Annotated in this window: 16 protein-coding genes and 1 pseudogene; 7 read left to right on the top strand and 10 right to left on the bottom strand. The window is 70.5% G+C overall.

What is annotated here, in order from left to right:
- Positions 1–69 precede the first annotated feature (69 nt).
- Both ACFYOH_RS23740 and ACFYOH_RS23735 read left to right on the top strand, forming a co-directional pair.
- The gene (locus tag ACFYOH_RS23740) at positions 70–732 is read left to right on the top strand and encodes a hemerythrin domain-containing protein (protein WP_388628711.1); all 663 of its coding nucleotides are present in this window, start codon (positions 70–72) and stop codon (positions 730–732) included.
- Between the two features lie 105 nt (positions 733–837).
- Entirely contained in the window at positions 838–2,571 is a 1,734-nt protein-coding gene (locus tag ACFYOH_RS23735) for a SpoIIE family protein phosphatase (RefSeq protein ID WP_388628709.1), read from the top strand.
- A 64-nt stretch (positions 2,572–2,635) separates the two neighbouring features.
- Here the strand turns inward: ACFYOH_RS23735 and ACFYOH_RS23730 are convergent, their stop codons facing one another.
- On the bottom strand, positions 2,636–3,877 hold the full coding sequence (locus tag ACFYOH_RS23730) for a SpoIIE family protein phosphatase (RefSeq protein WP_388628706.1): 1,242 nt from the start codon (positions 3,875–3,877) through the stop codon (positions 2,636–2,638).
- Between the two features lie 307 nt (positions 3,878–4,184).
- Entirely contained in the window at positions 4,185–5,885 is a 1,701-nt protein-coding gene (locus tag ACFYOH_RS23725) for a GAF domain-containing protein (protein WP_388629250.1), read from the bottom strand.
- Between the two features lie 226 nt (positions 5,886–6,111).
- Here ACFYOH_RS23725 and ACFYOH_RS23720 point away from each other — a divergent pair, with 226 nt between their 5' ends.
- Positions 6,112–7,119, top strand: a complete 1,008-nt coding sequence (locus tag ACFYOH_RS23720) for an NADP-dependent oxidoreductase (RefSeq protein WP_388628704.1) — start codon at positions 6,112–6,114, stop codon at positions 7,117–7,119.
- Positions 7,116–7,919, top strand: coding sequence for an SDR family NAD(P)-dependent oxidoreductase (locus ACFYOH_RS23715; protein ID WP_388628701.1), 804 nt, complete (start codon positions 7,116–7,118; stop codon positions 7,917–7,919). Before ACFYOH_RS23720 ends, ACFYOH_RS23715 begins: the two co-directional genes overlap by 4 nt.
- 27 nt (positions 7,920–7,946) lie before the next feature.
- Here ACFYOH_RS23715 and ACFYOH_RS23710 read toward each other — a convergent pair whose 3' ends face one another.
- Genes ACFYOH_RS23710 through ACFYOH_RS23690 form a run of 5 tightly spaced genes read right to left on the bottom strand, consistent with a single transcriptional unit; the run spans position 7,947 to position 13,369 of the window.
- Positions 7,947–8,960, bottom strand: coding sequence for a histidinol-phosphate transaminase (locus ACFYOH_RS23710; protein ID WP_388628698.1), 1,014 nt, complete (start codon positions 8,958–8,960; stop codon positions 7,947–7,949).
- A 3-nt stretch (positions 8,961–8,963) separates the two neighbouring features.
- On the bottom strand, positions 8,964–9,983 hold the full coding sequence (locus ACFYOH_RS23705) for a ketoacyl-ACP synthase III family protein (RefSeq protein WP_388628695.1): 1,020 nt from the start codon (positions 9,981–9,983) through the stop codon (positions 8,964–8,966).
- Positions 9,980–10,633, bottom strand: a complete 654-nt coding sequence (locus tag ACFYOH_RS23700) for an SRPBCC family protein (RefSeq protein ID WP_388628692.1) — start codon at positions 10,631–10,633, stop codon at positions 9,980–9,982. The genes ACFYOH_RS23705 and ACFYOH_RS23700 overlap by 4 nt, the downstream gene beginning before the upstream one ends.
- Positions 10,605–12,356, bottom strand: a complete 1,752-nt coding sequence (locus ACFYOH_RS23695; RefSeq protein WP_388628689.1) for a thiamine pyrophosphate-binding protein — start codon at positions 12,354–12,356, stop codon at positions 10,605–10,607. Before ACFYOH_RS23695 ends, ACFYOH_RS23700 begins: the two co-directional genes overlap by 29 nt.
- On the bottom strand, positions 12,353–13,369 hold the full coding sequence (locus ACFYOH_RS23690; RefSeq protein ID WP_388628686.1) for a GlxA family transcriptional regulator: 1,017 nt from the start codon (positions 13,367–13,369) through the stop codon (positions 12,353–12,355). The genes ACFYOH_RS23695 and ACFYOH_RS23690 overlap by 4 nt, the downstream gene beginning before the upstream one ends.
- Positions 13,370–13,657: 288 nt before the next feature.
- Between ACFYOH_RS23690 and ACFYOH_RS23685 the strand changes: the two are divergent.
- The 3 genes and pseudogenes from ACFYOH_RS23685 to ACFYOH_RS23675 form a co-directional block, all read left to right on the top strand.
- Positions 13,658–13,975: pseudogene (locus ACFYOH_RS23685) on the top strand (BTAD domain-containing putative transcriptional regulator); the annotation flags it as partial.
- Positions 13,976–14,115: 140 nt separating this feature from the next.
- Entirely contained in the window at positions 14,116–14,547 is a 432-nt protein-coding gene (locus ACFYOH_RS23680; protein ID WP_388628683.1) for a hypothetical protein, read from the top strand.
- Between the two features lie 3 nt (positions 14,548–14,550).
- The gene (locus ACFYOH_RS23675; RefSeq protein ID WP_388628680.1) at positions 14,551–15,420 is read left to right on the top strand and encodes an NAD(P)H-binding protein; all 870 of its coding nucleotides are present in this window, start codon (positions 14,551–14,553) and stop codon (positions 15,418–15,420) included.
- A gap of 79 nt (positions 15,421–15,499) precedes the next feature.
- Here ACFYOH_RS23675 and ACFYOH_RS23670 read toward each other — a convergent pair whose 3' ends face one another.
- Genes ACFYOH_RS23670 through ACFYOH_RS23660 form a run of 3 tightly spaced genes read right to left on the bottom strand, consistent with a single transcriptional unit; the run spans position 15,500 to position 18,278 of the window.
- Positions 15,500–16,681 carry a cytochrome P450 gene (locus ACFYOH_RS23670; RefSeq protein ID WP_388628677.1) on the bottom strand — a complete coding sequence of 394 codons (1,182 nt, stop codon included), beginning with the start codon at positions 16,679–16,681 and terminating at the stop codon, positions 15,500–15,502.
- Positions 16,682–16,723: 42 nt separating this feature from the next.
- On the bottom strand, positions 16,724–18,079 hold the full coding sequence (locus ACFYOH_RS23665) for an NAD(P)/FAD-dependent oxidoreductase (protein WP_388628674.1): 1,356 nt from the start codon (positions 18,077–18,079) through the stop codon (positions 16,724–16,726).
- Positions 18,069–18,278 carry a ferredoxin gene (locus ACFYOH_RS23660; protein WP_388628671.1) on the bottom strand — a complete coding sequence of 70 codons (210 nt, stop codon included), beginning with the start codon at positions 18,276–18,278 and terminating at the stop codon, positions 18,069–18,071. The genes ACFYOH_RS23665 and ACFYOH_RS23660 overlap by 11 nt, the downstream gene beginning before the upstream one ends.
- Positions 18,279–18,805: the final 527 nt, after the last annotated feature.

Raw genomic sequence — 18,805 nt, 5'->3', positions numbered from 1 at the left:
TTCGGGCGGCCCATACGGTCCCCGCGCGAGGACCGGTCGGGCCGGTAGGAGGCACCGTTGGCCCCGTGCATGACAGCCCCGGATCGCAAAATCTGGACACGGGCCGCCGAGCCGTCAGGGCGCGGACGGCCGGATCACTGTGATCAGGAGGTTCACGATGGTGGTCCAACGGTCTGGGAGAAGCGACGCAACGCCGTCGGCGCACGAGCCGGTGCGGGGCCGGGCCTGGCTGATGCTGGCGCTGGCCGCGATCGGGCGTCCGCGCTGTACGCGGTCGCGTTCGGCGGCTACGTCGCCTTCTCCATCAGCCACCTTCGGCCGGCCCATCAGGAGGGCGGGGCTGCCCGGATGGCACAGGTCGCCCGGGAGATCGCAAGGATGCTCGAACCGCACACCCAGGTCGAGGAGCATGGCCTGTTTCCCGCCCTGGCCGCCGACTTCCCCGACCAGATCGCCGCTCTGGAGGCCGAGCACCGCCGCGTCGAAGCGGTGCTGGCCGAGGCCGCCGACGGCGTGACACCCGCGGACCCGACCTGGCCGGACCGGCTGATCGAGGCGACGGCCATGCTGCGCGACCACATCCTCAAGGAACAGGACGGCGTCTTCCCGGCCGCACTGGCCAACCTCAGCACCGAGGACTGGGAAGCGGTCGAGGCCACGCGCGCCAAGGGGGGCAGCACCCTCTCCCGGCCGACCGCCCGCGTGAAGAACCCTGCGGGCCGATACAGCTAGCTCTGCACTGGAGTGGGGCATATGGGTATAGGAGGCGGTGCGGGTGCCCCGCCCGTACACCGGAGCGACCGAGGGTGAAAGCCCGATACCCAGGGAGGCGAGGACGTGGCGGGACCGGAGAGTCCGCGGTTTGCCGCGGTGCCTTCTCCTTGGCTCACCGCGGCGCTGGAGGCCATCGGCGCCGCGGCCTATGTCGTGGAGGAGCAGGGCTGCATCGTCGCCGTCAACAGCCGGGCCGAACACCTGCTGGGCCGCCCGGCCAGCGAACTCCTCGGGCAGGACGCCCACGATCTGCTGCATCGCGGGCCGCAGGGGCAGCGTCTGCCGACGTCGCAGTGCGGCATGCGGCAGGCGTTCCACGCCGGGAGCCCGGCCCAGGGTAGGGACGTGTACTTCGAGCGCGCCGACGGCTACCTGCTCCCGATCTCCTGGACGATCATGCCGTACGACATCGGCGAGGGACGCGCCGGCACCCTCGTCGTCTTCTACAGCCACGGGCAGGCGCCGGTCAGCGCACCAGGTCCGGAGCAGGCCGCCGGGACGCTGACCGACTTCGAGCGACTCGCCCTGCTCGCCGAGACCACCACCCAGCTGACCTCCACCCTCGACGTCGACGAGGCGCTGCGCCGACTGGTGGGCCTGGTCCTGCCGCGCCTGGCGGACTGGGCCGTCATCGACCTGATCACCGAGCACGAGGAGGTATGGCGCACCGCCGTCGTCCAGGCCGACGGCGACACCCTGGTCCACCACGAGGATCTCGAAGGGCCCATGCCGCCGGTCCCGGAAGAATCCGTGACGCCCTTGTCGAAAGCCTTGCGAGGTGTCGCCTCCACCCTGGCCGGCCCCGCCACCTACCGACAGGCACCGGACTCCGGCATCACCGCCGAGCAGCGCCGCCTGTTCGACGTCACCGGCATTCGCTCCGCGGCCGTGGCGCCCCTGCGCAGCACCCGGGACGTGCTGGGCGCCCTCACCCTGGGCCGTGCCAAGAAGCCGGGGAACTTCACCGTCGCCGACCTGCCTCTGCTGGAGGACATCGCGCGCCGCGCCGGCCTCGCGCTGGACAACGCCCGCCTCTACCAGCGCCAGCGCGCCGTGGCCGAGACCATGCAGAACCACCTCCTGCCCCAGATGCCGCGCGTACCCGGACTGCAGATGGCCGTCCGCTACCTGCCCGCCCCCGACGCCTCCCAGGTCGGCGGCGACTGGTACGACGCCTTCACCCTCTCCGACGGCGCCACCGCGCTCGCCATCGGCGACGTCGTCGGCCACGATCTGGAGGCTGCCGCAGGCATGGCCCAGCTACGCAACATGCTTCGCGCCTACGCCTGGTCCCAGCAAGAACCCCCCAGCCGGATCGTGGACCGTCTCGACGCGGCGATCGAGCCGATCACGGACGTCACCATGGCCACCCTCATCCTCGCCCGGGTCATCCGGACCGGCGACGACCACTGGCGGCTGACCTGGACGAACGCCGGCCACCCACCGCCCCTACTCGTCACCCGGGACGGCCTCGCCGACTACCTCACCGAGGGTCACGGCCTCCTGCTCGGCACCGGCCTCCACACACCCCGCCCCGACGCCACCGTCCCCCTGCCACCCGGCTGCACCCTCGTGCTCTACACCGACGGTCTCGTCGAAGTACCCGGTCGCCCGCTCGACGACGGCCTGAACCGACTGCGCCAGCACGCCGCCGCCCTCGCCCACCGTCCCCTGCCGTCCTTCGCCGACGAGCTCCTGCGCCGCATCCAGCCGCCAGGCCACGACGACGTCGCCCTCCTCGCCCTTCGCACACCCACACGAGAACCCACCGGGCCAGCCCCGATGAAGGGTGAATAGGACCTCCCATCCTTGCCGGGGGTGCTCGACGCTGCCGCGAGGTGCTCCGGCTTTGGGGGAAGCGCTACAGGCGGGCGACGATCAAGGCGATGTCGTCGTGTCCGCCGCCGCTGACGCCGAGGCGGGACAGGAGGACGTCGGCCAGGTGTTCCGGGCTGAGCCGGGGGTTGTCGGTGAGGGTGTCGGTGAGGTGGTTCAGGCCGGTGTCGATGTCCTCGTCACGGCGTTCGATGAGCCCGTCGGTGTAGAGGACGAGGGTGTCGCCGGGCGTGTACGGCAGGGCTGCCTGGGGGCGCGGGACGTGATGCGGGCGGACTCCCAGGGGTGGGTCGGTGGCCTGGTCGAGCAGTACGAAGGTGCCGTCCGGATGAAGCAGGACGGGTGGCGGGTGGCCGGCACTGCTATAGGTGACGTGTCGGCGGTGGGTGTCGATGACGGCTTTGACCGCGGTGGTGGCCAGGGCTCCTTCGACCGAGCGGGCGTACAGGCCCAAGACCTCCATCGCCTTTGCCGGCTCGTGCAGAGCGCGCACGGCGGCGGACAGGGCGCTGCGCAGCATGCCCATGGCGGCGGTCGCTTCCAGACCGTGGCCGACCACGTCGCCCACCGCGACGGAGAAGGCGTCGTCGGGCAGGTCCACCACGTCGTACCAGTCGCCGCACACATTGAGCCCTTTGGCGGCGGGCAGGTAGCGCACGGCTATGTTCGGATGCCCGGCCAGGTCCGGCGACTGCATCATCGCCTCCTGGAGGGTGACGGCGACCTTCCGTTCCCGGGCGTGGGCCTGCCGCAGCTGCTCGTTCACCATCTGGAGTTCCCGCGCACGCGCGTAGAGTTCGGCCTCCACGGCTTCGCGCTCGTTGAGCGCCTGGCCCGCGCGTGTACGGGCGGAATGGGAGAGCACGAACTCGGTGACGTCCTTCACCCGGTGGATGATCCATGCCACCTGGCCGTCGGGCCCGAGCACGGGGGTGTTGGTCGGGGACCACCACCGTTCCTCGAATTCTCCCGGGCGGGCGGGTGCGGGGATGTCGTACTTCTGCACGGCCATCGTGTCCGGCTGCTGCGTGCGCAGGACCCGGTGCAGGGAGGCGCTGAGGTTCTGTACCCCGTCGGCGTTGGGGTCTGCCGGGTTGTCGGGGAAGGCGTCGAAGAGATACTGCCCGATGAGGCCTTCCGGCGTGCGGCCGGTCGCCCGGCAGTAGGCCGTGTTGACGTCGAGGATCACGAGGTCGGGCCCCAGCACCAGGGAGGGGCTGGGAAAGGCGGCGAACAGCGCGTGGTAGTCGATCGGCGGCGTGGTCACAGGCCCTCTCCCCTTCCCGTCCGGTGGCTTTCGCCCGTCCCACTCCGGGTGTCGTGATCACCCCGCCCCGGCTTGTATGGCCTCGGAGCGTCGGAGAAACACCGTTCGATCTGCATGAGCCCGTCAGCGGAGGAGGCGCTGACCTCGTCTGATCGCCTCGGTCATCATGCGACCAGCTCTCGCAGCAGCGAAGGCTGTGCCGTGAGCACGGCTTCCCTCCTTCCGGCCGACCCGTACGGACCCACCACTTCACCCATACGGTGGCAGCTGTGGGCGTATCCCGCATCCGGAGCCTGCCGCTTGGCCGTCACTTCCTGGAAAGCGGGACGACCCACTCGACGACGGTGCCGCTTGGTTGGTTCGCGGAGAGGCTGAAGCTGCCGCCCAGCTCCTCTGCGCGATTGTGCAGGTTGGCCAAGCCGCTGCGGCGGGTGATCGCCGGGTCGATGCCGCGGCCGTTGTCCGCGACCCGGAGCTTCAGCTTGGTGTCGGTGACCTCGGCGGTGACGTCGACGGTGCCGGCGTGGGCGTGTCGGGCGGCGTTGGACAGGGTCTCGCCGAGCACGGCCAGCAGTTGCTCGGCCTGGTCGGCGGACACGGCCGTGTCCAGCAGCCCGGTCATGCGCAGCGCGGGGGTGAAGCCGAGCGATTCGGTGGCGCGTTCGGTGGCCGCCACCAGCTGGGCGCGCAGTCCGCTGCCGCGGCGGGAGTGGTCGTGCTCGCGCAGGGCGTAGATGGTGGAGCGGATGATCTTGATGGTGTCGTCGAGGTCGTCCACGACCCGTTGGATCCGTTCGCTGACCTGCGGCCGGTCGGAGACCCGGCCGAGCGTGGACTGGAGTGACAGGGCGCCGGCGAACAGCCGCTGGATGACCAGGTCGTGCAGGTCCCGGGCGATGCGGTCACGGTCGTTGAGGACGACCATGCGTTCGGTGTCGCGCCGGTGCTCGGCGACGTCGAGTGCCAGGGCGGCCTGGTTGCCGAAGCCGGTGACCATGTCGATGACGGCGTCGGTGAAGGGGGTGCCGCCGGGCAGGTTCGCGACCTGGAGGACGCCGCGGACGTGCTCGCGGGTGCCGAGGGGGACGAAGAAGGCCGGGCCGAGTTCCACCACCGAGGCGCTGCCGCCCTTGGCGCGCGGGTCGGCGCTGACGGCCTCGCTGGTGATCGTCTCGCCGGAGGAGTAGACCTTGGCGGCCAGTGCCGTGGCGGGCAGCAGCAGCCCGCGGACCTCTTGGGCCGGCGCGCCCGAGGCGGCCTCGATGACGAGTTCGCCCTTGTCGCCGACGGGCACGGCCAGGGTGACCAGGTCCGCGTCGGCGATCTCGCGCAGGGTGGTGGTGAAGGAGTCCAGTACGGTGGCGGGCTCCGCGCCGGACAGGAGGCTGCGGGTCAGTTCGTTGCTGGCGGCCAGCCATCGCTGCCGGCGGTGGGCGTCCTCGTACAGCCGGGCGTTGTCGATCGCCACGCCGGCCGCAGCGGCCAGGGTGCGCAGCACCGCCTCGTCGTCGCTGTCGAACTCCGCGCCGCTCTTCTTGTTGGTCAGGTAGAGGTTGCCGAAGACCTGGTCGCGGATCCGGACGGGGGCGCCGAGGAAGCTGGTCATCGGTGGGTGGCCGTCCGGGAAGCCGGCGGATGCCGGGTGCTGCGCCAGGTCGGGCAGGCGCAGTGGCTCCGGGTGCCGGATGAGCAGGCCGAGGATGCCTTCGCCGCGTGGGTAGTGCCCGATGCGGGCGATGGCCTCCTCGTCGATGCCGACGGTGACGAACTGCTTGATCGTGCCTTCCTCGCCCAGCACGCCGAGCGCGCCGTACTGGGCGTCGACCAGGGTGACCGCCGACTCCACGATGCGGTGCAGCACCACCTCCAGGTCGAGGTCGGAGCCGACGGCCAGCACCGCGTCGAGGAGCGTGTGGACCCGGTCCCGGGCCGCCCGCACCTGCGCGACCTGCTGCTGCAGGTCGTCCAGCAGTACGTCCAGCCGCAGCTGTGGAGACGTCCCGGACATCTCCACCTCACGCGAACCCCGCGCGCGTTCGTCCACCACAGCTCCCCTCGCCGTCTCCCGGCATCCCCCCAAGGATGCCCGACGAACCGAATCCGTTGGACAGCACCCGGCGGGTAGCGCGGGCACGGCTCACGACGTATTCACGCGCTGTGTGGCGAACGACACATGTCTCGGCATACCTACTGGTCGGTACGCTGCGGCGAAGTCATGAGCGACAGGAGGCGCGATGTCTGCGACCAACCGCCGGATCCGTCTGGCAGCCCGACCCGTGGGCGAGGTCAAACCCGAGGACTGGCAGCACTGTTCAGACCCCGTCGACGAGCCGGGCCCGGGCCGGTTCGCGGGCCGGACGCGCGTCATCTCCCTGGACCCGGCGATGCGGGGCTGGCTGGACGACCGTCCCTCCTACCTGCCGCCGGTGGGCATCGGGGAGGTGATGCGCGCCGGCTCGGTCATCGAGGTCACCGCGTCGGACCACCCCGACTTCCAGCCGGGCGATCATGTGGTCGGCATGTTCGGCGTCCAGGAGTACGTGGTCTCGGACGGCAGGGGCGCCATGAAGATCGACACCTCCCTCGCCCCGCCCTCCACGTATCTCGGCGCGCTGGGCATGCCCGGCATGACCGCCTACTTCGGCCTGCTGGACGTCGGGTCACTGAAGGACGGCGAGACCGTCGTGGTGTCGGGGGCGGCCGGGGCGGTCGGCAGCATCGCCGGCCAGATCGCGAAGGCCAAGGGCTGCAGGGTGGTCGGCATTGCCGGCGGCCCGGAGAAGTGCGCCATGCTCATCGACGAACTGGGATTCGACGCGGCGATCGACTACCGCGCCGAAGACGTCAGGAAGGCGCTGCGCCGGGAGGCCCCCGACGGCATCGACGTCTACTTCGACAATGTCGGAGGGGACATCCTCGACGCGGCCCTGACGCGACTGGCGATGCACGCACGAGTCGTGGTCTGCGGTGCGATCAGCCAGTACAACAACGCCACGCCGGTCAAGGGCCCGTCCAACTACCTCTCGCTGCTGGTGCGCCGCGCCCGCATGGAGGGCTTCGTCGTCTTCGACTACGCCCAGCGCTACGCGCAGGCCGCGCAGGACATCTCCACCTGGATCGCAGCGGGCCGCATCAAGGTGAAGGAACACGTGGTGCGGGGGAGCGTGGACGACTTCCCCGAGACACTGCAGATGCTCTTCCGCGGGGACAACGTCGGCAAGCTCGTTCTGGAGCTGTCATGATCACCGTCGAGAGGGACACCGCAGTCCGGCCGGGGCAGACGGACGGCGCGGTGCTCCGGGGCAAGGTCGCCATCGTCACCGGCGGTGCCAGTGGACTGGGCCGGGCCACGGCACTGACGCTGGCGAAGGCGGGGGCGCGCGTGGTGGTCGCGGACCTCGACGCGCGGGGCGGCCAGGAGGTGGCCGAGATGGTGGACGGTCATTTCCGTGCCTGTGACGTCTCCGACCCGGACGCCAACCGTGCGCTGGTGGACTACACCCGGGAGACCTGCGGTGGCGTCGACATCGCGTTGCTCAACGCCGGGGTGACGACCGGATGCGGCCTCGGTGACGACTTCGACCTGGCACGCTACCGTCGCGCGATGGGAGCCAACCTCGACGGCGTGGTCTTCGGCACCCATGCGCTGCTGCCGGCACTGCGGGCCCGCGGTGGCGGGGCGATCGTGGCGACCTCGTCGCTGGCGGGCCTGGCGGCCGTACCGCTCGACCCCCTGTACGCGGCCAACAAGCATGCGGTCGTGGGACTTGCTCGCTCCCTGGGGCCGGCTCTTGCCCCGGAGAACGTGCGCTTCAACGCCGTCTGCCCCGGGTTCGCCGAGTCGCGGATCATCGACCCGCTGCGCGACATGCTCTCCGAGCAGTCACTGCCGATCATCCCGGCCCAGGTCGTGGCGGACACGGTGCTGCGGATCGTCACCGGCGACGGCACCGGGGAGTGCTGGTTCATCCAGCCCGGCCGCGACCCGGAGCCGTTCCGTTTCCGTACTGTCCCCGGTCCGGGGAAGCTCGTCGGCACATGAGAACGGAAAGGCCCCAGGCCTCAGGCGTCACTGGCGGGGGTGGTGCGCGCGCAGTCCCGCCAGTGCGGTCAGCACGGTGTCGTTGGCCCTCCGGTTGCCGACGGTGAGCCGCAGTCCCTCGCCGGGGTAGTGACGTGCCTGGACACCGGCGTCGGCGAGTGCCGCCGCGCCCTCGTCGATCGGACCGGGCGCGGCGAGCCAGACGGAATTGGCGTGGCCGGGGGGTACGCACCAGCCGAGGGAGACGAGTTCACCCCGGAGCCGTTCGCGTTCGGCGACGACGGTGTCCACGCGTTGGCGCAGCTGGCTCTCGGCCCGCAGTGAGGCCTTCACCGCCGCTGTCGCCACCCCGTTGATCCCGAAGGGCAACTGCTGCCGGCGGATCCGCGCCACCAGGCCGGCGGCGCCGAGTGCGTAGCCGACCCGCAGGGCGGCGAGGCCGTAGGCCTTGGAGAAGGTGCGCAGCACCAGCAGGTTGGGGTGTGCGTCCAGGAGCGCGAGGGTATCCGGCAGGTCGGTGTCGCGGGCGAACTCGATGTACGCCTCGTCGAGGAGCACGGTGACATGTCGGGGTACCTGAGGCAGGAACACCGCCAGTGCGTCGGCGGTGACGAGACTTCCCGTGGGGTTGTGCGGATTGCACAGCACCACGACGCGGGTGCGGTGGTCGAGCGCCGCGAGCAGGGCGCCCAGGTCCTGGTGTCCGTCCGGCGACAGGGGCACGGGGACCGGTTGGGCGCCGACCATGGCGGCCAGGAGCGGGTAGGCGTCGAACGTGCGCCAGGCGTAGGCCACGGTGTCGCCGGGCCGGACCACTGCCCGGAGCAACTGCAGGGCCACGCCGACCGATCCGCTGCCGACCGCGACGCGGTCGGAGGGCACCCGGCACCACGCGGCGATCCGCTCGGTGAGGTCGTCGGGGTGGAACTGCGGGTAGCGGTGGGCCTGTGCGACGGCCCGTCGCATGGCCTCGCGTACCGAGGGCAGTGGGGGATAGGGGCTCTCGTTCAGGGCGAGCCGGTGCAGCACGGGGAGGTCCATGGCTCAGTCCCGCCCGCCGTGCCAGCGAACGGCGACGGCACCGGCGAAGTCGCCGGCGTGGGCGAATCCCCCGAGCACGATCAGGTCGCCGTCCGCCACCTGACGGGAGCTGATCGCGCGGTCCAATGTGACCGGGATCGCCGCTCCGAACAGATTCCCGCACTCGTCGAAGGTGTCCAGGTGCCGTTCGTCCGGCAGTTGCAGCGCCTCTCGCCAGTTCCGCAGGAAGGTGCGGTTGGGCTGGTTGGTGATGAGAGCGTCGATGTCGGTGCTCGCCACGCCGAGCCGCCGGCACAGCTCCGTGACCACCTCGGGGACGAGGCGGTTCCCGCGGGCCAGGACCTTGGCGACGCTTGCGTCGGTGAACCCGATCCGCAGCTGGGACTGTCCCGGTTCCCAGTACTTGCGACCGTCGTCGACCGCCACGGTCATGTCGCCGGCGTACGCGCCGATGTGCCGGGTCTCCACGTCGAGGACCGGCGACCGTGCCGACGTGGTCACGTACCCCACACCGCACCCGTCGCCCGGGATCGCCGCCTGGGCGAGTTTGCGCACCTCGGACTGGGTGAACCACTGCCCGGCCGCGCTCTGCGCGTTGCAAATCAGCGCGGTCCTCGCGTCGGTGGTGGTGAGGATCTGCCGGGCCAGCTTCACCATGTACACGAAGGACGCGCAGCCCGCGTTGGCCACGTCGACCAGCCACTCCGGGTTCAGGCCCAGCCGACGCGCCACCTCGGTCCCCGCTCCGACGAACGGCAGGTCCGGCAACTGGCTGTGCACCAACAGCACGTCGACGCCCCGGATCTCCGCCGCGCCGTGCCGTTCGATCAGGGGCTGTACGGCGCGCTCGACCATGTCCGCGTTGGTCTCGTCCCTGGCCACGTGGTGCCGTAACGGCGGGACCTTGAACATGGGGTGGTTGCGGAGCTTGTCCTCGGCTCCGGGGAACTCCGTGTAGAACGCCGCGGGGACCGGCTCGCCGGGCAGATAGCTCGCGACGTCGGTGAGACTGACCGTGGTCACCGCGTCACCGCCCTCGCCGGAGCGGAGCTGACCGGCAGGCCGCTCCGGTGGCGGTGTTCCAGGATGGCCTTGAGGTTGTGCATCTCCACGGTGTGCCCCGCGTAGAAGAGGTCCCAGTAGTCACCCACCCAGGGCCGGTCCGGGCGCGGAGCCAGGTCGGGTTGCGGATTGTCGTCGTAGTAGGGGTGCCGGCAGTTGGTCCAGGTGATCACGGAACCGGGCTTGTCGAGGACCAGCGAGGCCGGGACGACACGCATCAGGTAGATCATCCACAGCTTCTCGCCCTGGTCCCAGGAGCAGTGGTAGTCGACGGTCATGGCCTCGGGGTTCGAGACCACCTTGCAGTAGATCCTGGTGTCGTCCTCCAGCCGGTCGTGACCGACCCACAGCCCCGGTGTGCCGGTGGGCGCGAAGCCCCGCAGACTGCAGGTCCACTCCTCCAGGTGGTGCCCCTGGCGCAGGTAGTCGTAGGCCTGCTCCGGGGGGCAGTCGACGTACTCGTGGATGGTGCAGTACTGCCCGTAGACCTGATGGTGGGGGTAGACCGCGTGGGTCAACTCCATGCAGTGGGCGGTCAGTTCCTCCTTGTCGGCGTTCTCGATCCGGACCAGGCCGGGGATGTCAGCCAACGTGGACGACTCCTCGCTCATCTGAACCCTCCTTGCTGTCGGTGGCTTCGGTGAAGGACTGGAAGGGAAGGAACGGCGGGATCTCCCGTGGGTCGCAGGCCACCGCGACGAACGCCGGGCCGCCGCTCGCGTTGCCGCGCAGCAGTGCCGTCCGCAGGTGCGCCGCGTCGGCGGCTCCCGTGGCCTGAAGGGACGGGAAGGCGGCGGCCACTCCGGCGGCGAGATCGCTCCGGGCGAACAGGTCGTCGCTGCGGACGCCGCCCTGGAGGAACTCCTCCCGCAGCGCGCACATGGCGTGGGCGTTGTTGTTGAAGATCACGAACGTCACGGGTGCGCCGTACTCCACGGCGGTGTGCACTTCCATCCCGTGCATGAAGAAGGCCCCGTCGCCGGCGAGGACGTAGGTGCGCCGGCCGGTGGCGAGCGCGGCGCCGATGCCGGCGCCGAAGGTGTAGCCCATGCCGCCCATGCCGACCGCCACCACGAACCGGCCGTGGCGCGGTGCAGGGAGGAGGTGGATCGCGCTGGCACCCGCGTTGCCGGCGTCCACGAAGACGTGTGCGTCCTGAGGGAGTGCCGCCTCCACCGCGGCGACCGCCTGGGCGTGGGGCACGGTTTGCTCCCGGGCCGGGAAGAGCCTTCCCGGCATGGGCGTGGGAAGGGGGCCGGCGTGCGGCGGGCAGGGGCGTGGGCGGGACGGCAGTCGGCGGGTGACCGCGCGCAGCGCGTCCCGCAGGTTCCCACCCAGGGCGGTGCCTGCCACGAACGGTGGTTCGGGGCCCAGGGCCACGACTTCGGTGGTGGCGAGGGCCCGGTCGAGGCCGCCGCGTGCCAGGAGCGGCAGCCGGGTACCGACCAGCAGGCACAGGTCGGCCCGGCGCAGACAGTCCTCGACGTTGGCGTGGCCCATCACCCCGGCCACGCCCGCGAACCGTGGATCACGGTTGTCGAAGACGTCCTTGGCGTCCGGGGTGACCGCCACCCATGCCCCGACGCATCGGGCCAGTTCGGCCAGATCCCCACGCGCATCGGCGGCGGCAACATCCTCACCGGCGATGACGAGGACGCGACCGGCCCCGCGAAGGGCGTCCGAAACGGCCCTGACGGCAGTGGTGTCGAGCCGCGCCACGGATGCCGTCGCCGAACCGCCAGGTGTCGGGGCCGGCGCGCGGACGGGCACCTGGATCCGCGCCTGCTGCACGTCCTTGGGCAGCAACAGCACGGCCGGCCCGCGAGGATCTGCCTGCGCCGCCGCCACTGCCCGGGGCAGCAACTCCGTGAGCAAGTCCGGGTCATCGACCCGGGCGCAGAACCGGGAGACGGGCGCGAAGACCTCGGTTGCGTCGAAGGAGCCCGCCTTGCCGCTGGAGTCCTGGAACGCTCCTTGCCCTTCCTGGCCGGTCGGGGGCTGGCCCACCAAAGCCAGCACGGGCACCCGGGAGGCGTACGCCTCGGCCAGACCCGGTACGAGATTCATCGCCCCACCGCCCGAGGTGGCGGCAACGACGCCGAGGCGCCTGGTGGTACGTGCGTATCCATCGGCCATGGTGACGGCGGAGAACTCGTGTTTCGCGACGACACCGCGGATGGCGCCGCCGCGATGCACCGCGTCAAACAGGTCCTCGATGTTCGCACCGCCGACACCGAACATGTGGGTGACGCCGGCCGCGGCGAGTTCCCCGGCCAGGTGGTCGACCAGGCGTACCGTTTCCGCCTCGCGTAATGCCGAGGTCGTGGGGGTCATGCGGGGCTCCCCTCCCGCTCGTGGTGCCGGTCGATGAGGCCGGCCGGCGAGACGACCTGAAAGCGGTGCCGGTACTCCTTGGGGGTGAGCCCCAGGGTTCGTCCGAAGGAACGGAAGAACGTCTCCGTGGTGGCGAATCCGCAGCGGCCGGCAATCTGGCTGATCGTCAGGTCTGTGGTCTCCAGCAGTTCGCGCGCGCGGGCGATACGCGTCCGCTCGACGTACTGGCCGGGTGTCGTGCCCACCTCGCGCCGGAAGACCCGGGCGAAGTTGCGCTGACTCATGTTGGCCTGCCGCGCGATGTCGGCCACGGGCAGCGGACTGTCCAGGTTCTCCAGGATCCACTCCTGTGCCGTCCGGATCGGCGGATGGTCGGCCAACTGGGCGTCGAGGACGGCGCTGTACTGGGACTGTCCTCCGTGTCGCTTGAGGAACAGCACCAGAAACCGTGCCGTCTCCAGAGCGAGCGCCGATCCGTGATCGGCCTCCACGAGAGCCAGCGCCATGTCGATGCCCGTCGACACGCCCGCGGAGGTCACGAAGGGGCCGTCCCAGACGAAGATCGGCTCGGCGTCCACCGTCACATCCGGATAGCGGCACGCCATCGCCTCGCTGTACGCCCAGTGCGTGGTGGCGCGCCTGCCGTCGAGAAGGCCCGCCTCGGCCAGCAGAAAGGAACCGCCGCATACGGAGGCGACCCTGCGCGAGCGGGCCGCTGCCTGGCCGATCCAGGACACGAGCGACTGGTCCCGCAGCGCCTCGTTGAGACTCCATCCACCCGGCACGAGGAGCGTGTCGATCGGGCCCTGTCCCGCCTCCAGCGGCGAGGCCTCCACCACCACCCCCGAACTCATGCGTACCAGTGGTGCGTCGGCGGAGATGAACTCGGTCCGGTAGGGGGTGCCCGAGACGCCCAGCAGCCGGTTCGCCGTATCGAACACTTCAATCGGTCCGGTGATGTCCAGGGCCATCGCGCCCGCGTACACCACGACAACAACTCGTCGTTCCAACACGGTCACAGCCTGTATCGGATGTCGCACTGGCTGCAATGACAGATTAGTGACGCATCCGGCCAACGAGCGGCGTCGCACGGGTACGCGGGGCGCTGGTGAGGCAGTTCACGCGCCGAGCAGGCGGTGATGGGTGAGGCAGCTCACAGGACGCCGGTGCCGATGCGGCCGGCGGTGACGATGCGGGGGAGGCTGGCGGGGGTTGAAAGAGCGGATGCCGCTGCGCAGGCCATGTGCGCAACTCGGCCACCATGCCGGCTCGCAGAAGATGGTTCCCCGGTCATGGCGTAGTGGGTCCTGCTGGAGCGCGAATGCCTGCGGCAGCTGCGGCTGCACGCCCTCGATGCACTGGCCGAGACGCTCGTACGAGAGGGGAAGCCGGCCCTCGCGCTCGAGGCGGCGTGGGAGAGCGTGCGTACGGAACCGCTGCGGGAGAGCGCGAACCGTGCCGCCGTGTCCGCACATCTCGCCGAGGGCAACGTCAGCGAGGCGGTCGGTCACTATCACTCGTTCCGGCGGTTGCTCCGGGAGGTGCTGGGAGTGGAGCCTTCCCCTCGGTTCGCGCATCTGTTGGCCCGCCACGGGGTCGCCGTCTTCCCTGGTGGGTGACGCCAGGCTGACGCCGGGCTGACGGTGCGTCCGTAGCGTCGAGCGGGACATTCCGGACGCCCTCACCTCACCACCGAGCCCGACTCCGGGACGCCCGGCCAGTGTGGCCCAGCGGCGCCCGTCACCCTCTGGAGGACCGCATGACACCGGCCTCAAGGGTGCCGATCATCTACGTACGCGGATACGCCGGCAGCACCGCCGGTATCGACAAGGCGGTGACGGATCCGTTCTACGGCTTCAACCAAGGTTCCACACACATCCGTATCGGACCGGACGACAAGCCGTGCTTCTACGAGTTCGAGAGCCCCTTGCTCCGGCTGCACCTGGACGAGGGCTACCGGATCCTGGTCGACGGCGGCCAGGAACGCTACCTGTCCACCCACGACACGATTTCGCCGGACCGCATCTGGATCCACCCCTTCTACGACACGTCCGCGACCACCTGGGGCGGCAGGCCTCAGGACTCCCGGGTTTTCCGGCGCACACGCGCACGTCCGCGGTGCGATATGGCGACACAAGGTGTCCGGATTGGCTTCTACCGTCATGCTGGAAACCGGCGAAAGGAACACTGAGCCATGCGTATCGCAGTCACGACACCCACCGGGAACGTCGGACGGCATGTGGTCGTCATGCTCTTGCGCGCAGGAGTCCGTCCACGGGTACTGGTCCGCGATCCCGGCCGGCTCGATCCCGACGTCCGCCGCGAGGTGGATGCGGTGGCAGTGGACCAGCGTGACCCGGACGCCGTCGTCGCCGCGACCGCCGGGGTCGACGCCCTGTTCTGGGTGGATCCTCCGTCGACCGGTGAAGATCCGCTGGGAGACTACGCGTTGGCCACGGCGAGCGTGGTGCGCGCCGTCAAGTCGAACGGCGTCGAGCGGACGGTCTTCCAGAGCAGCGTCGGCGCGGAAAAGCGCCACGGAGCCGGCGAGATCGACGGCCTCGCGGCAACCGAGCTCGCCCTCGACAACCTCGGTGCCACGGTCACGCACCTGCGCTGCGGCTACTTCTTCACCAACCTGGAGCTCCAGCTCGATGCCGTACGGGCCGGTGTCATTCCCGTGATCCTGCCGTTGGACCAGCCTCTTGCCTGGGTCGCGCCGCGTGACATCGCGGAGGTCGCCACGACACGGCTGCTGTCGACCGACTGGTCCGGACGCTGTGTCCAGGCCGTGCACGGCCCGGCCGACCTCACCTGGCCGCAGGCCGCCGAGATCGTGTCCGCCGCCATCGGTCGCCCGTTTCGCGCAGAGCGCGTCAGCGACGACGCGATGCGGAACCTGCTGCGCACATCCGGGATGACCGACGGCCTGGTCGAAGCGGTCATGGGGATGTCGACCGGCCTGCGGGACGGCTTCGTCCCGGAACAGCCTCGAACTCCGCACACCACCACGCCCACCACTCTGGCGGCGTGGGCCTACGACGTCCTCCGTCCCCAGCTGTGACAACTGGATCCGCAAACGGTGACGAGCGGCGGAGGTCCGGCGAGGTGTACGGGGTGTGGTCTGCTGCCGGATTCCCACCTCAAAGTTGGATGGGCAGGTGGCGGGGACCGCGGAGCATGGCGTTCTGGCGGTAGGGGGGCGGGTCCTCGACCAGGCTCGCGGTGCCGAGGTGGGGGAGCAGCGCGCGGAGCGCCGCCTGGGCTTCGAGACGGGCGAGTGGGGCGCCGTAGCAGAGGTGGATGCCGCTGCCGAAGCCGAGGTGCTCGATGTCCGGGCGGGTGGGGTCGAACCGGTCGGGCTCGTGGAACCGCTTCGGGTCGCGGTTGCCCGAGCCGAGGACCAGGATGACGGTTGAGCCTTGGCTGATGCGGGTGCCGGCGACGTCGATGTCGGCGTGCGGGATGCGCTCGCGCATGTGGACCGGGGGTTCGTAGCGCAGCAGCTCCTCGACCGCCTGCGGCAGCAGGCCGGGTTCCCGGCGCAGACGGTCCAGCTGCTCGGGCCGGCGCAGCAAGGTGAGCACCCCGTTGGCGATGAGGTTGACCGTGGTCTCGTGTCCGGCGATGAGGAGCAGTACGGAGGTCTCGGCGAGTTCCTCCTGAGTGAGCCGCAGAGCCGGGTCCGGCTCGTTGACGAAGGCGGAGAGCATGTCGTCGCTCGGCTGGCCACGGCGCTGTTCGGCGAGGTTCACCAGGTACCCGCCCATTTCCATGCGAGCCTGGTCCCCCGCCTTGTCCGTGTCGGTGTCCTCGTCGGGCCTGACGTCCGCGGCCGCGACGATCGCGTCGGACCAGGCCCGGAACAGCGGCTCGTCCTCGCGTGGCACACCGAGCAGGCGGCAGATCACCGTGACGGGCAGCGGATAGGCGAAGTCGTCGACGATGTCGATCTGCCGGCCCGCCTCGAAGGGCTCCAGCAGGTTCTCGACGATCCGGTCGATCTCGCCGCGCATGCCGTCGACCCGGGCGGGGCTGTGCGGCGGGCCGAACGGCCGCATGGCCAGCCTGCGCAGCCTGTGGTGTTCGGGGTCGTCGAGGCGCAGGAACGGCGGCTTGTGGGTCACCTCGCCGCGGGTGCGGGGATCGGCACTCATCCGAGGGTCGTGGAGCAGAGCCGCGATCTCGTGGTAGGTGCCGACCAGGTAGCTGCCGCTTGCCTGGCGCACCACGGGACCGGCCTCGCGGAGTTCTGCGTACAGCGGGTAGGGATCGGGGCGGCTGGCGTAGTCGGTGATGCGTGCCAGCAGGGTCTCGGAGTCCATGGTGGCTCCTCGGGTGGGGGCAGGACGTGGACGGCCGGTGCGTCACACCATCGTCAGCCGGCGATCGGGGAGGTGTCCGGTGAGCGCTACGGTCGGTCCGTGCGACAGCACCGACGGGTCCGGCACATCGGAGGGAATCGGGATGTCGGCCGCGATCGCACGGTCCGCCGCGCCCGGCGGGGGCGGGAACGCGGCAGCCGTCTCGATCAAGTGCCGGTAGTAGTCGAGGGACTTCGCCATGTCGACGGTGACCGCGGCCGTCACCCGTCCTCGGTAGCCGTAGACCATCGCCAGGCGGCGCGCCTCCAAGGAGCCCTGGGCGATGACCACGTAGTCGGAGTAGGTGGGCACGCCGACCGACTTGATGTTGAGCCCGAACTGGGTCGACCAGAACACCGGGACGGCCAGGTGCGGGCGCCGCAGGGGCCCTGGGCTGACCATGTTGTGGGCCGCCACCTGGGCCTGCTCGACCGCGTTCCCCCAGTGCTCCAGGGACAGCATCTGGTAGCCGAACAGTGGGTGGGGGAAGCGGGAGACGTCACCGGCCACGAAGATGTCATCGGTGACGATCCCGTACATGTTGAACGCGCGGCACCCGGCGTCGCAGGCGACCCCGCGAGGGCCCGCCGCCAGCCCGGACTCCGCCAGCCACTCGACGTTGCGGACCGCCCCCAGCGCCACGACGCACACATCGGCGTCGACGCGGCTGCCGTCCGACAGCTCCGCACCGGTGAAGCTGCCGTTCCCGCGCAGGGCGGTGACCGTCACACCGGTGCGCAGATCCACGCCGTGATTGCGGTGCATGACGGCCGCGAGCTTGGACAGGGTGCCGCCGAGCGCGCCCACCAGGGGCGCGGGGCCGCGTTCGGCGACGGTCACGGCCAGCCCGAGTTCCCGGCATGCCGAGGCGATCTCCGAACCGGTGAAACCGGCGCCGATCACCAGCACCCGCTTCGGCCCGGCGGCCAGCCGCTCGGACAGCCCGCCCGCGTCCTCACGGGTGCGCAGAGTGAAGACCCCGTCCAGGGCGGCTTCCTCCGGGTTGGGCCAGGGACGCGCGCGGGTTCCGGTGGCGATCAGCAGCCTGTCGTACGGCAGTGACTCGCCGTCTTCCAGCACCACGCGTCTCGCCAGCGGGTCCACACCGGTGGCGGGTACGCCTAGGCGCCACTCGGCGTCCGGATCCCGGCGCATCGGGAGCTCGGTGGTGTCCGCCGTCGCCTGCCCGAGCAGCACCTGCTTGGACAGCGGCGGCCGGTCGTAGGGCGCGTGCGGCTCGTCCCCGACCATGGTCAGCGAGCCGGTGAAACCCTCCTCGCGCAACGCCTCCGCGGCCCGCAGCCCGGCCAGCGACGCACCGACGATGACGATCCGGCCGTCCTTGAGGTCAGCGGACACCACTGCTCACCCCCTCGCCGAGGAGGATCGCCTGCACCGGGCATGCCGCGGCGGCCTGGCGCACGCGCTCGATCTGATCGTCGGGCACGGCCGTGGCGTACAGCAGCCCCTCCTCGCCGTGCAGCTCGAACACCTCGGGCGCGAGGAACACGCACTGTGCATAGCCCTGGCACCGTGTGAGGTCGACAACGGTCCGCATCGTCACCACTTCCTCCGTTGTCACACCCCCCTCGTCTCCAGCATGGGGGGAGATCCGCACGCTCGCACGACGACTGCGCGAGGAACGCGGCCGTGCAGTCGTCGACCCCGGGGCGCGGTGGAGACGGAAGGGGTTTCTCGCCTCCGTGGCTGATCTCCTCGGATGATGGGCCCAGTTGGTTCGGTGTGGCGAGGATCCTCGCCGGAAGTCAGGCGGACAGACCGGCTATCCGGTTCCAGATGACTCTCAACACACTGGCAGCGCCACCTCCAGCAGATCTCCCCGATGACGGCCGGCCTCGCCGTCCAGGTCACCGTCGACATCGGCAATCTGCCCATCGGCCCCTGGTAGGGGCTCGGCGTACTGGCCCTGTGGGCCCTCGCCGCACTCACCGCCGGCGGCCTGCTGCTCCGCTTCCGAGACGCATGAACGGTCGGCTGTCCAGGTTCGTCTGTGGCTCGATGGTTGCGGCCGCTACCAGGCCACGATCTACCCGGAACAGACAGCTGAACCCCTGTGAGCGCCGG

Origin of the sequence: Streptomyces sp. NPDC007856, assembly GCF_042868225.1 — a bacterium.
In the GTDB taxonomy this organism is placed as follows: domain Bacteria; phylum Actinomycetota; class Actinomycetes; order Streptomycetales; family Streptomycetaceae; genus Streptomyces.
The sequence above is the reverse complement of the archived record's forward strand: the minus strand, read 5'-3'. Positions and strand labels throughout refer to the sequence as shown.

What these genes read in the sequence shown, in the direction of transcription:
- ACFYOH_RS23675 (WP_388628680.1), top strand. Translation starts at nt 14,551, where the DNA reads ATGCGTATCGCAGTCACGACACCCACCGGGAACGTCGGACGGCATGTG.
- ACFYOH_RS23740 (WP_388628711.1), top strand. Translation starts at nt 70, where the DNA reads ATGACAGCCCCGGATCGCAAAATCTGGACACGGGCCGCCGAGCCGTCA.
- ACFYOH_RS23700 (WP_388628692.1), bottom strand. Translation starts at nt 10,633, where the DNA reads ATGAGCGAGGAGTCGTCCACGTTGGCTGACATCCCCGGCCTGGTCCGG.
- ACFYOH_RS23695 (WP_388628689.1), bottom strand. Translation starts at nt 12,356, where the DNA reads ATGACCCCCACGACCTCGGCATTACGCGAGGCGGAAACGGTACGCCTG.
- ACFYOH_RS23670 (WP_388628677.1), bottom strand. Translation starts at nt 16,681, where the DNA reads ATGGACTCCGAGACCCTGCTGGCACGCATCACCGACTACGCCAGCCGC.
- ACFYOH_RS23725 (WP_388629250.1), bottom strand. Translation starts at nt 5,885, where the DNA reads ATGTCCGGGACGTCTCCACAGCTGCGGCTGGACGTACTGCTGGACGAC.
- ACFYOH_RS23720 (WP_388628704.1), top strand. Translation starts at nt 6,112, where the DNA reads ATGTCTGCGACCAACCGCCGGATCCGTCTGGCAGCCCGACCCGTGGGC.
- ACFYOH_RS23680 (WP_388628683.1), top strand. Translation starts at nt 14,116, where the DNA reads ATGACACCGGCCTCAAGGGTGCCGATCATCTACGTACGCGGATACGCC.
- ACFYOH_RS23660 (WP_388628671.1), bottom strand. Translation starts at nt 18,278, where the DNA reads ATGCGGACCGTTGTCGACCTCACACGGTGCCAGGGCTATGCACAGTGC.
- ACFYOH_RS23710 (WP_388628698.1), bottom strand. Translation starts at nt 8,960, where the DNA reads ATGGACCTCCCCGTGCTGCACCGGCTCGCCCTGAACGAGAGCCCCTAT.
- ACFYOH_RS23715 (WP_388628701.1), top strand. Translation starts at nt 7,116, where the DNA reads ATGATCACCGTCGAGAGGGACACCGCAGTCCGGCCGGGGCAGACGGAC.